Source organism: Streptomyces sp. NPDC021622 (genome assembly GCF_040640795.1).
Lineage (GTDB): Bacteria > Actinomycetota > Actinomycetes > Streptomycetales > Streptomycetaceae > Streptomyces.
Window position 1 is genome coordinate 1 of the sequence record NZ_JBFACK010000027.1, and the last position, 11,810, is coordinate 11,810.

Sequence of the window (11,810 nt, forward strand, 5' to 3'; positions counted from 1 at the left end):
GAGCCCCGCTTCGTGGCCGCCCGGTCGTCTTCCTTCTCGCGGTGGAGGGGTGGGTGTCAAGGGTGAAGCGAAGCGGAATCGGCGCAGCCGACGCGCAGCGCAGCGGAGCGCCCTTTACGCCCGGCCCGGAACCGCCAACCTCGGGACAACCGGGCGGCCCCGGTGCCAATCAAAGCCACAGGTCCACAGAAATTGACCGGGATTTCTCGTGCCCAATTGCACTCCTCCGGAGGTCTTTCCGCTTCATAGAGTGGTGATCACAACGCAGCGAACGCCGCTGCCGAGCCGAAGAGGACACCGCCATGAGCAGCAAGAACACCGACTTCTCCGCCCTCCTCACCCGCGCATCGGACGCCGAGACCTCCGCCGATCCGAGCAGCGTGATGACCCTCCTTGCCGAGGCGGACGGGCCGGAGGGCGGGTTCACCGCGTATCGCTCAACGTTCGCCGAAGGTGCCGTCGGTGCTCCCGCGCACCTCCACACCAAGGCCACGGAGCTGTTCTTCGTGATCAGTGGCTCCCTCCAGGTTCTCGTGGGCGAGGAGATCACCGTCCTGAACGCCGGTGACTTCCTCGCCGTGCCGCCGCACACCCCGCACGCCTTCGCCGCCGCCCCGGGCTGCACCGCGGACGTCCTGTTCGTCTTCACGCCCGGCATGGCCCGCTTCGACTACCTGCGCCTGCTCGGCAGCGTCATGCGCGGCGAGACCGACCCGAAGAAGATCGCTGAGTCCTCCGAGCGCTACGACAACCACTACGTCGACAGCCCCGTCTGGCGAGACGCCCTCGCCGCCTCGTGAGCGCACCTCGCCTCGGAATGTGGACGTGGTTTGCGTACAGCAGTGAAACCGCTCCACAATCCTGACGTGGTCTACTACCTTGGACGAGGCAGTCCAGGTGAGTGGACTGGCCGAGGCTGGAGAAGTGGAAGGGTTGGCTGTGGACGCGTCGAGGAGTGGTCAGGAGGCGGCAACCGGCGGTCGGTGGGGTGCCCTCGGGCCCGTCGGTCTTGTGCTCGCGGGCGGCGTCTCCGTCCAGTTCGGCGGCGCCATCGCCGTGAGCGTGATGCCCAAGGCGGGAGCCCTCGGCATCGTGACCCTGCGGCTCGCCTTTGCCGCTCTGGTGCTGATGATCGTCTGCCGGCCCCGGCTGCGCGGGCACTCGCGTGCCGACTGGGGGACCGTCGTCGCCTTCGGTGTGGCCATGGCCGGGATGAATGGGCTCTTCTATCAGTCCGTTGCCCGGATTCCCATGGGGCCCGCCGTCACCCTTGAAGTGCTCGGACCGCTCGCCCTGTCCGTCTTCGCCTCCCGGCGCGCGGTGAATGTGGTTTGGGCCGGGCTCGCGTTGTGTGGGGTTTTCTTGTTGGGGGGCGGGGGTGGCTTCAGTTCGCTTGACCCCGTTGGTGTTGCGTACGCGCTTGGCGCCGGTGCCATGTGGGCCACGTACATCGTCTTCAGCGCGCGTACCGGGCGGCGCTTTCCGCAGGCCGACGGGCTCGCCCTCGCCATGGTCGTCGCCGCCGTGCTCTTCATGCCGCTTGGGTTTGTTGAGTCGGGGGACAAGCTCATTCAGCCGGAAGTGCTCGGGCTTGGTGCTGCCGTTGCCGTGATGTCTTCCGTGCTGCCCTACACCCTGGAACTGCTCGCCCTGCGGCGGCTTCCCGCCTCCACCTTCGCGATCATGATGAGTCTGGAACCGGCCATCGCCGCCGTCGCCGGATTCCTCGTCCTGAACCAGGCCCTCTCCGTGCACGAGGCCCTCGCGATCTCGCTGGTCATCGCCGCCAGCATGGGCGCCGTCCGCACCCAGGTCGGGCGCAGGTCGGCCCGTGGCGGGGGTGTCGTCGCCGGGGGTGTCCCGGAGACGGGACCTGTCCCCGAGCCCGCCCCCGAGCCCGCCATGAGCGCCGTCGCCGAACCCCTCCCGGAGTCGTCCGGAAAGTAATGCAAGCACGCTTGCTTGTTTCTCCTGGCGCTGCCATGCTCCGGGGCACTTCCCCAAGCTCTCAACTTCGTTCGAGCAGGGGAGACCCCATTCGTGCCCCGAGGGGAGCGCCCCGTGTCCGAAGCTGTGCCCGTACTCGACGATCTGCGCAGTGAGAGTGAGGAACTCGACCAGCTGGTAGAGGGGTTGGGGGATGAGCGGTGGGCGCTCGCCACGCCCGCCGCCGGCTGGACCGTCGCCCATCAGATCGCCCATCTCGCCTGGACCGACCGGGCCGCGCTCGTGGCAGTGACTGATCCTGATGCCTTCGGGAAGTTCGTCGAGGAAGCCCTTGCCGCTCCCGGCTCGTTCGTCGACGACGGGGCCGAGGAAGGGGCCGCTCTGCCGCCCGCCGAGCTGCTCGCGCGGTGGCGGGCGGGGCGTGCGGAGCTCCTGGCGGCCCTGCGCGCCGCCCCTCGCGGCACCCGCTTTCCCTGGTACGGGCCGCCCATGTCCGCCACCTCCATGGCGACCGCGCGGCTGATGGAGACCTGGGCCCATGGGCAGGATGTCGCCGACGCGCTCGGCGTCCGGCGGACCCCCACCGACCGGCTGCGGCATGTGGCCCATATCGGGGTGCGGGCCCGTGACTTCTCCTTCGGCGTGCATGGGCTGAGTGCGCCCGGTGAGGCCTTCCGGGTTGAACTCGTTCTTCCCTCCGGTGAGTTGTGGGTTCAGGGGCCTGAGGGTGCCGAGCAGCGCGTCACCGGGCCCGCTCTCGACTTCTGTCTGCTCGTCACCCAGCGCGCCCATCGGGACGATCTCTCCGTACGCGCCGAAGGCCCCGACGCCGAGCGGTGGCTCGATGTCGCGCAGGCCTTCGCGGGGCCCGCCGGACCGGGACGCCCGGCGACGGGAGCCACCCCGTGAGCCGCCGCGTCCTGCGCGTCGGAAACGCCTCAGGGTTCTACGGCGACCGCTTCGACGCCATGCGCGAGATGCTCACCGGCGGCCCGCTCGACGTCCTCACCGGCGACTATCTCGCCGAGCTGACCATGCTGATCCTCGGGCGCGACCGGCTCAAGGACCCGTCGCGGGGGTACGCGAAGACCTTCCTGCGGCAGCTGGAGGAGTGCCTGGGGCTCGCCAAGGAGCGGGGCGTCCGGATCGTCGCCAATGCCGGTGGGCTCAATCCGGCCGGACTCGCCGATGCCGTAAGGGAGTTGGCCGGTCGGATCGGGGTCGAGACGGACGTCGCGTACGTCGAAGGGGATGATCTCGGCGGCCGCTTCCCCGGCGCGCTCACCGCCAACGCCTACCTCGGTGGCGCCGGAATCGCCGAGTGTCTGAGGGCAGGGGCCGATGTCGTCGTCACGGGGCGCGTGACCGACGCCGCGCTCGTCACGGGGCCCGCCGCCGCGCACTTCGGATGGGCGCCGGACGACTACGACCGGCTCGCGGGAGCCGTCGTCGCCGGGCACATCCTCGAGTGCGGGACGCAGGCCACCGGCGGCAACTACGCCTTCTTCAACCAAAGGCCGGGGCAGCTGCGCCGGCCCGGATTCCCCCTCGCCGAGATCCACGAGGACGGGTCGAGCGTCATCACCAAGCACGACGGCACCGGAGGCCTCGTCGACGTCGGAACGGTCACCGCGCAGCTCCTGTACGAGACGTCCGGCGCCCGGTACGCCGGACCCGACGTCACCGCCCGGCTCGACACGGTCACCCTCACGCAGGAGGGGCCGGACCGCGTCCGCGTCGGCGGGGTGCGCGGCGAGGCGCCGCCCCCGGCCCTCAAGGTCGGCCTGAACCGGCTCGGCGGCTTCCGCAACGAAGTCGTCTTCGTCCTCACCGGGCTCGACATCGAGGAGAAGGCCGCCCTCGTGCGCGCGCAGATCGAGGACGCGCTCGGGGGCGCCAAAAACGCGCCCGCGGAGGTGCGTTGGGATCTGGTGCGCACCGACAGGGCCGACGCCCCCACCGAGGAGACCGCGAGCGCCCTGCTGCGGCTCGTCGTGCGGGACCCGCAGCAGGAGCCCGTCGGCCGCACCCTGAGCGGCGCCGCGATCGAACTGGCCCTCGGCAGCTACCCCGGATTCCACGTGACGGCACCCCCGGGCAAGGGCGCCCCCTACGGAGTCTTCGAAGCCGCGTACGTCGAGCGGGGCGAGGTCGGGCACGTGGCGGTGTTCCCGGACGGGGAGCGGTTCTCCGTGCCGCAGGGTGCCGAGACCCGCGTACTCGAAGAGCTCGACACACCACCGCTGCCCGAACGCCTGCCGCAAGGCCCCACCCGCCGCGCCCCCATCGGCCTCGTCGCCGGCGCCCGCAGCGGCGACAAGGGCGGTGACGCGAATGTCGGCGTCTGGGTGCGGACGGACGAGGCGTGGCGGTGGCTCGCCCACGAACTGACCGAGGAGCGCTTCCGTGAACTCCTCCCGGAGACCGCCGACTTGACCGTCGTACGCCATGTCCTGCCGAATCTGCGCGCGCTGAACTTCGTCGTCACCGGGATCCTCGGCGAGGGAGTCGCCTCGCAGGCCCGCTTCGATCCGCAGGCCAAGGGCCTGGGCGAGTGGCTGCGCGCCCGCCACGTCGACATACCGGAGGCCCTGCTGTGAGCCCGGAGGTACTGCTGTGACCGTCCTAGCGTCCGCGCTCGACCCCGCGAGCCCCGAGTACGCCGAACACCGCGAGGCCATGCTCGCCAAGCTCGACGAGCTCGGCAGTGAACAGGCCAAGGCCCTGGAGGGCGGTGGCGAGAAGTACGTCCAACGGCACCGCAAGCGCGGCAAGTTGTTGGCGAGGGAGCGGATCGAGCTGCTTCTCGACCCCGATACGCCGTTCCTTGAGCTGTCCCCACTGGCCGCCTGGGGGAGCGACTATCCCGTCGGCGCCTCGATGGTCACCGGCATCGGCGTCGTCGAGGGCGTGGAGTGCCTGATTACCGCCAACGACCCGACCGTACGCGGCGGGGCGAGCAATCCGTGGACGTTGAAGAAGGCCTTCCGGGCTCATGAGATCGGGCACGCCAATCGGCTGCCGTCGATCCATCTCGTCGAGTCGGGGGGTGCCGATCTGCCGTCCCAGAAGGAGATCTTCATCCCGGGGGGTGCGATGTTCAAGCACCTCACCCAGTCGTCCGCCGCCGGAATCCCCACCGTGGCCGTCGTGTTCGGCAACTCGACCGCGGGCGGCGCGTACGTACCGGGCATGAGCGATCACGTGATCATGGTCAAGGAGCGGGCCAAGGTCTTCCTTGGCGGGCCGCCGCTGGTGAAGATGGCCACCGGCGAGGAGAGCGACGACGAGTCGCTCGGCGGCGCCGAGATGCACGCCCGCACCTCCGGCCTCGCGGACTATCTCGCCGAGGACGAGCGGGACGCGCTGCGGCAGGCCCGGCGGGTCGTCAAGCGGCTCAACTGGCGCAAGGCGTACGCCGATCCGGTCGCCGTCGTGGAGCCGCCGAAGTACGACGAGGACGAGCTGCTCGGCATCGTGCCCGGCGATCTGAAGGTGCCCTTCGATCCGCGCGAGGTCATCGCCCGCATCGTCGACGGCTCCGACTTCGATGAGTTCAAGCCGTTGTACGGGGCCAGTCTCACGACCGGGTGGGCCCAGCTGCACGGCTATCCCATCGGCATCCTCGCCAACGCGCAGGGCGTTCTTTTCAGCGAGGAGTCCCAAAAGGCCGCCCAGTTCATCCAGTTGGCGAACCAGCGCGACATTCCGCTGCTCTTCCTGCACAACACCACCGGCTACATGGTCGGCAAGGAGTACGAGCAGGGCGGCATCATCAAGCACGGCGCCATGATGATCAACGCCGTCTCGAACTCGCGCGTCCCGCATCTGTCCGTCCTCATGGGGGCGAGTTACGGGGCCGGGCACTACGGCATGTGCGGGCGGGCCTACGACCCGCGCTTCCTCTTCGCCTGGCCCAGCGCCAAGTCCGCCGTCATGGGGCCGCAGCAGCTGGCAGGGGTCCTGTCGATCGTGGCCCGCGCCTCCGCGACCGCCAAGGGGCAGCCCTACGACGACGACGCGGACGCCGCGCTGCGCGCCATGGTGGAGCAGCAGATCGAGTCGGAGTCCCTGCCGATGTTCCTCTCGGGGCGGCTCTACGACGACGGGGTCATCGACCCCCGCGACACCCGCACCGTCCTCGGCCTCTGCCTTTCCGCGATCCACACCGCCCCCTACGAGGGTGCGCGTGGCGGCTTCGGCGTCTTCCGGATGTGAGGAACTCCCCGTGATTACTTCCCTGTTGGTCGCCAACCGCGGCGAGATCGCCTGCCGCGTCTTCCGTACCTGCCGCGACCTCGGCATCGCGACCGTCGCGGTGTACTCCGACGCCGACGCGGACGCCCTGCACGTCCGCGAGGCCGACTCCGCCGTACGCCTGCCGGGCTCGGTGCCCGCGGACACCTATCTGCGCGGCGAACTGATCGTGAAGGCCGCGCAGACGGCGGGCGCGGACGCCGTCCACCCCGGCTACGGCTTCCTCTCCGAGAACGCGGACTTCGCGCGCGCCGTGCTGGATGCGGGGCTCGTCTGGATCGGGCCGCCCCCCGAGTCCATCGAGGCCATGGCGTCCAAGACGCGGGCCAAGGAGCTGATGGGCATCGCGTCGCTCGACTCGGTCACCGAGGCCGACCTTCCGGTGCTGGTGAAGGCGGCGGCGGGCGGCGGTGGGCGCGGCATGCGCGTCGTACGTGAACTGGCCGCCCTGGAAGTTGAGTTGGTGGCCGCCCGCGCGGAGGCCGCGAGCGCCTTCGGGGACGGTGAGGTCTTCGTCGAGCCGTACGTCGAGGGCGGCCGGCACGTCGAGGTGCAGATCATGGCCGACGCGTACGACACCGTGTGGGCGCTCGGCACCCGCGACTGCACCCTGCAGCGCAGGCACCAGAAGGTCATCGAGGAGTCCCCGGCGCCCGGCCTCGGGGACGGTCTCGTCGAGACGCTGCACGAGCAGGCCGTGCGGGCGGCGCGCGTGACCGGGTATCGCGGGGCGGGCACGGTCGAGTTCCTCGTAGCGGGCGACAAGGCGCACTTCCTGGAGATGAACACCCGCCTTCAGGTCGAACATCCCGTGACCGAGGCGGTGTTCGGGATCGATCTCGTCGCGCTGCAGATCCGGGTCGCGGAGGGCGATGCGCTGGAGGGCGAGCCGCCGACCGCGCGCGGCCACGCCGTCGAGGCCCGTTTCTACGCCGAGGACCCGGCCGCCGCATGGGCCCCGCAGACCGGCACCCTGCACCGCATCGACGTGCCCGGCGTGCGCCTCGACACCGGGTACGCGGACGGCGACACGATCGGTGTGCATTACGACCCGATGCTGGCCAAGGCCATCGCGTACGCCCCCACGCGTGCCCAGGCCGTGCGCAAGCTGGCGGGCGCCCTGGAGCGGGCCACCGTCCACGGCCCGGTCACCAACCGGGAGTTGCTCGTCCGCTCCCTGCGGCACCCGGAGTTCACCGAGGCCCGCATGGACACCGGCTTCTACGACCGGTACGTCACCGAACTCGCCACCGCCGCACCCGACCCCCATGCCCCGCTGGCCGCCGCGCTCGCCGACGCGCACGGCCGCTCGCGGTTCGGCGGCTGGCGCAACCTCGCGTCGCAGCCCCAGATCAAACGCTTCCGCAGCGAGCCGGACGGCACCGAGCACGAGGTCAGTTACCGGCACACGCGGGGCGGGTTCACCGCCGACGGGGTGCGGGTCGTGTCCGTGGCCCGCGATCTCGTCGTACTCGAAGTGCACGGCGTACGACGGCAGTTCACGGTCACGTGGTACGGCGACGACCGGGTGTACGTCGGCGGGGTCGCCCTCACGCCGCTGCCGCTGCTCCCCGAACCCACCGCCCGGCAGGAGCCCGGCTCCCTGCTCGCCCCGATGCCCGGCACCGTCGTGCGCCTGGCGGAGGGACTCGCCGAGGGGGCGACGGTGGCCGCCGGGCAGCCCCTCATCTGGCTGGAGGCCATGAAGATGGAGCACCGCATCTCCGCCCCCGCCTCCGGCACGCTCACCGCCCTGCACGCCGAGCCCGGCCGCCAGGTCGAGGTCGGCGCGCTGCTCGCAGTCGTAGACGTAGACGCAGTCGTAGACGTCGAAGCCGCCGTTGCCGCCGTACAGGAGGAGCAATCCGTATGAGCACCGTCCTCGAAACCGAAGAGCACAAGGATCTGCGCGCCGCAGTCGCCGCCCTCGGCAAGCGCTACGGCCGCGCGTACATGAACGGCGTCGTCAAGGCGGAAGGCCACCCCGACGAACTGTGGGCCGACGCCGCCAAGCTCGGCTACCTGGGCGTGAACCTGCCCGAGGAGTACGGCGGAGGAGGCGGCGGCATAGCCGAACTCTCGATAGTCCTGGAGGAGTTGGGCGCGGCGGGCTGCCCGCTGCTCATGATGGTCGTCTCGCCCGCGATCTGCGGAACCGTCATCGCCCGCTTCGGCACCGACGAGCAGAAGCGGGCCTGGCTGCCGGGCCTGGCCGACGGCAGCCGCACCATGGCGTTCGGCATCACCGAGCCCGACGCGGGCTCCAACTCCCACCGCATCACGACGACCGCGCGCAAGGACGAAGCGACCGGCGACTGGCTGCTCACCGGCCGCAAGGTGTTCATCTCCGGTGTCGACATCGCCGACGCGACGCTCATCGTGGGCCGCACGGAAGACGCCAAGACGGGCAGTCTCAAGCCCTGCCTCTTCATCGTGCCGCGCGAGACGGAGGGCTTCCAGCGGCGGCAGATCGAGATGGAACTCCAGGCACCGGAGAAGCAGTTCGAGCTGGTCCTCGACGACGTACGCCTCCCGGCGGACGCGCTGGTGGGCGACGAGGACGCGGGGCTCCTTCAGCTCTTCGCGGGCCTCAACCCCGAGCGGATCATGACGGCGGCGTTCTCGATCGGCATGGCTCGCTTCGCGCTCGGCCGCGCCGTCGAGTACGCCAAGGAACGCAGCGTGTGGAAGAGCCCGATCGGCGCCCACCAGGCGATCGCGCATCCGCTCTCCCAGTGCCACATCGACATCGAGCTGGCCCGCCTGATGATGCAGAAGGCCGCCCGGCTCTACGACGAGGGCGACGACATGGGCGCGGGCGAGGCGGCCAACATGGCGAAGCTGGCGGCCGCCGACGCCTGTGTGAAGACCGTCGACCAGGCGGTGCACACGCTGGGCGGCAACGGCCTGACGAAGGAGTTCGGCCTCGCCTCGCTGATCGTGGCGTCACGGGTGGCGCGGATCGCCCCGGTGAGCCGGGAGATGATCCTCAACTACGTGTCGCACCAGACGCTGGGGCTTCCGAAGTCGTACTGATCCCGAGCCCTCCCTGAAGCCTCAACTCCCGGAGTTCTCATGAGTGTTGTGTACGCGCCCCCGGAGCGCGGCATCGTCACCCTCACCCTGGACGCGCCCGCCAACCGCAACGCGCTCTCCGCGGGCCTTGTGGCCGGGCTCGCGGAGGCCATCGGCGACTGCGGCAAGGACCCCGGCGTACGCGGGATCGTCCTCACCCACACCGGGTCGACGTTCTGCTCGGGCGCCGACCTGCGGGAGCCACCGGACCCGGCCGCCTTCGTGGCGCTCCTCCGGCAGATCGTGGAGCTGCCGAAGCCGGTGGTGGCGCGGGTGGACGGGCATGTACGGGCCGGTGGGCTCGGCCTGCTCGGGGTGTGCGACCTGGGGGTCGCGGGCCCGGGGGCGTCGTTCGCGCTCACGGAGGTACGGATCGGGGTCGCCCCGGCGGTGATCTCGATCCCCCTCCTGCCGCGCCTCGACCCGAGCGCCGCGTCGCGCTACTTCCTCACGGGGGAGCGGTTCGACGCGGCGGAGGCGGCGCGGATCGGTCTGCTGACGGCGGCGGGCGATGGCGTGGACGCCGAGCTCGCTCCGCTCCTGGACGGGTTGCGGGAAGCGGCGCCGCAGGCCCTGGCCGAGACGAAGAAGCTGCTCACGGCTAGGGTGCTCGACGCATTCGACCACCAATCGGACGCCCTCATCGCCCTGTCCGCGCGGCTCTTCGGCTCCGCCGAGGCACGGGAGGGGATGGCGGCGTTCCTGGAACGACGGGAGCGCCCATGGGTGTTGTGACCGCGGCGGACCGCTCGCCGAAGCAGGACCGCAGCCGGGCGACGCGGCAGCGTCTCCTGGAGGCCGCCGTGTCCTGTCTGGCCGAGCACGGCTGGGCGGGGTCGACGGTGTCCGTGGTCGCCGAACGGGCCGGGGTCTCGCGGGGCGCGGCGCAGCACCACTTCCCCACGCGGGAGGATCTGTTCACGGCGGCGGTGGAGTACGTGGCCGAGCAGCGCTCGACGGCTCTGCGGTCGGTGTCGGCGCAGGACAGGGCGGCCGTGGTCGCTGCCCTCGTGGACCTCTACACGGGGCCGCTGTTCCGGGCCGCGCTGCACCTGTGGGTGGCGGCGTCGAACGAGCCGCAGCTGGGGTCCCGGGTCACGGAGCTGGAGGCCCGGGTGGGCCGCGAGACGCACCGCATCGCGGTGGAGCTCCTTGGCGCGGACGAGTCGCGCCCCGGCGTCCGGGAGACGGTCCAGGGGCTCCTGGACATGGCGCGAGGCCTGGGCCTCGCGAACCTCCTGACGGACGACGGGGCGCGGAGGGAGCGGGTGGTGGGGGAGTGGGCGCGCCTGCTGGACGCTGCGCTGGGCTAGGGCGGGCTCAAGACCGCCGCTTCGCGGCGGATTCTTTCCCGCCCTCCCCCAAGCTCTTAATGAGCAGGGGGGACCCCCTTCCCGATTGCCCGGCAGCCTCAGCGCGCGATGTCCCCGTACCCCTCGATCTCCCGGGGATTCCGCGAACCAGGGCCCACGTACCGGGCCGACGGCCGGACCAGCCGCCCCGTCCGCTTCTGCTCAAGGATGTGCGCCGACCACCCGGCGGTCCGCGCGCACGTGAACATGGACGTGAACATGTGCGCCGGCACCTCGGCGAAGTCGAGGACGATCGCGGCCCAGAACTCGACGTTCGTGGCGAGGACCCGGTCCGGGCGGCGGGCGTGCAGCTCGTCGAGCGCCGCCTTCTCCAGCGCCTCCGCCACCTCGAAGCGAGGAGCGCCCAGCTCACGGGCCGTACGGCGAAGGACCCGCGCCCGCGGGTCCTCGGCCCGGTACACCCGGTGCCCGAAGCCCATCAGCCGCTCGCCCTTGTCCAGCGCCTGCTTCACGTACGCGACCGCGTCGCCCGTCCGCTCGATCTCCTCGATCATGCCGAGGACACGGGAGGGAGCCCCGCCGTGCAGGGGCCCGGACATCGCGCCCACGGCCCCCGAAAGCGCCGCCGCCACATCCGCGCCCGTCGACGCGATGACCCGCGCCGTGAACGTGGACGCGTTCATGCCGTGCTCGGCGGCCGACGTCCAGTACGCGTCGACGGCCTGGACGTGCTTGGGGTCGGGCTCGCCGCGCCACCGCTTCATGAAGCGCTCGACGACCGTGTCCGCCTTGTCGATCTCCCGCTGCGGCACCATCGGCAGGCCCTGCCCGCGGGCGGACTGGGCGACGTACGAGAGCGCCATGACGGCGGCCCGCGCCAGGTCGTCGCGGGCTTCCTGCTCGCTGATGTCCAGGAGCGGCTTCAGGCCCCACACGGGGGCGAGCATCGCGAGGGCCGACTGGACGTCCACGCGGATGTCGCCGGAGTGCACGGGGATGGGGAACGGCTCGGCGGGCGGCAGGCCGGGGTTGAAGGCGCCGTCGACGAGCAGGCCCCAGACGTTGCCGAACGAGACGTGACCGACCAGATCCTCGATGTCGACGCCGCGATAGCGAAGCGCGCCGCCCTCCTTGTCGGGTTCGGCGATCTCCGTCTCGAACGCGATGACTCCCTCAAGTCCGGGTACGAAGTCGGACATCAGGCGGCTCCTCGTGATG

The 11,810-nt window shown here is 71.1% G+C and carries 10 protein-coding genes; 9 read left to right on the top strand and 1 reads right to left on the bottom strand.

What is annotated here, in order from left to right:
- The first annotated feature begins 302 nt into the window (after window positions 1–302).
- The 9 genes from AB0G47_RS38020 (at window position 303) to AB0G47_RS38060 (ending at window position 10,592) form a co-directional block, all read left to right on the top strand.
- Entirely contained in the window at window positions 303–800 is a 498-nt protein-coding gene (locus tag AB0G47_RS38020) for a cupin domain-containing protein (RefSeq protein ID WP_360779760.1), read from the top strand.
- A gap of 139 nt (window positions 801–939) precedes the next feature.
- Window positions 940–1,947 (top strand): DMT family transporter, encoded by a 1,008-nt coding sequence (locus tag AB0G47_RS38025; RefSeq protein WP_360779763.1) that lies wholly within the window; start codon window positions 940–942, stop codon window positions 1,945–1,947.
- 114 nt (window positions 1,948–2,061) lie between these two features.
- Window positions 2,062–2,856 carry a TIGR03084 family metal-binding protein gene (locus AB0G47_RS38030; protein WP_360779766.1) on the top strand — a complete coding sequence of 265 codons (795 nt, stop codon included), beginning with the start codon at window positions 2,062–2,064 and terminating at the stop codon, window positions 2,854–2,856.
- Window positions 2,853–4,547, top strand: a complete 1,695-nt coding sequence (locus AB0G47_RS38035; protein WP_360779768.1) for an acyclic terpene utilization AtuA family protein — start codon at window positions 2,853–2,855, stop codon at window positions 4,545–4,547. Before AB0G47_RS38030 ends, AB0G47_RS38035 begins: the two co-directional genes overlap by 4 nt.
- Window positions 4,548–4,563: 16 nt before the next feature.
- Window positions 4,564–6,165 carry a carboxyl transferase domain-containing protein gene (locus tag AB0G47_RS38040; RefSeq protein ID WP_360779771.1) on the top strand — a complete coding sequence of 534 codons (1,602 nt, stop codon included), beginning with the start codon at window positions 4,564–4,566 and terminating at the stop codon, window positions 6,163–6,165.
- A 10-nt stretch (window positions 6,166–6,175) separates the two neighbouring features.
- Entirely contained in the window at window positions 6,176–8,077 is a 1,902-nt protein-coding gene (locus AB0G47_RS38045; protein ID WP_360779773.1) for a biotin carboxylase N-terminal domain-containing protein, read from the top strand.
- Window positions 8,074–9,240 (top strand): acyl-CoA dehydrogenase family protein, encoded by a 1,167-nt coding sequence (locus AB0G47_RS38050; RefSeq protein WP_360779776.1) that lies wholly within the window; start codon window positions 8,074–8,076, stop codon window positions 9,238–9,240. Before AB0G47_RS38045 ends, AB0G47_RS38050 begins: the two co-directional genes overlap by 4 nt.
- Window positions 9,241–9,279: 39 nt before the next feature.
- Entirely contained in the window at window positions 9,280–10,014 is a 735-nt protein-coding gene (locus AB0G47_RS38055) for an enoyl-CoA hydratase family protein (protein ID WP_360779779.1), read from the top strand.
- Window positions 10,002–10,592 (top strand): TetR/AcrR family transcriptional regulator, encoded by a 591-nt coding sequence (locus AB0G47_RS38060; protein WP_360779781.1) that lies wholly within the window; start codon window positions 10,002–10,004, stop codon window positions 10,590–10,592. Before AB0G47_RS38055 ends, AB0G47_RS38060 begins: the two co-directional genes overlap by 13 nt.
- 98 nt (window positions 10,593–10,690) lie before the next feature.
- On the opposite strand, the gene AB0G47_RS38065 is transcribed toward AB0G47_RS38060, so the two are convergent.
- A complete protein-coding gene (locus AB0G47_RS38065) occupies window positions 10,691–11,791 on the bottom strand; it encodes a citrate synthase 2 (RefSeq protein ID WP_360779784.1) in 1,101 nt (366 codons plus the stop codon).
- Between the last annotated feature and the right edge of the window lie 19 nt (window positions 11,792–11,810).

Coding starts and splice junctions, on each gene's coding strand:
- AB0G47_RS38060 (WP_360779781.1), top strand. CDS start 10,002: ATGGGTGTTGTGACCGCGGCGGACCGCTCGCCGAAGCAGGACCGCAGC.
- AB0G47_RS38050 (WP_360779776.1), top strand. CDS start 8,074: ATGAGCACCGTCCTCGAAACCGAAGAGCACAAGGATCTGCGCGCCGCA.
- AB0G47_RS38055 (WP_360779779.1), top strand. CDS start 9,280: ATGAGTGTTGTGTACGCGCCCCCGGAGCGCGGCATCGTCACCCTCACC.
- AB0G47_RS38065 (WP_360779784.1), bottom strand. CDS start 11,791: ATGTCCGACTTCGTACCCGGACTTGAGGGAGTCATCGCGTTCGAGACG.
- AB0G47_RS38020 (WP_360779760.1), top strand. CDS start 303: ATGAGCAGCAAGAACACCGACTTCTCCGCCCTCCTCACCCGCGCATCG.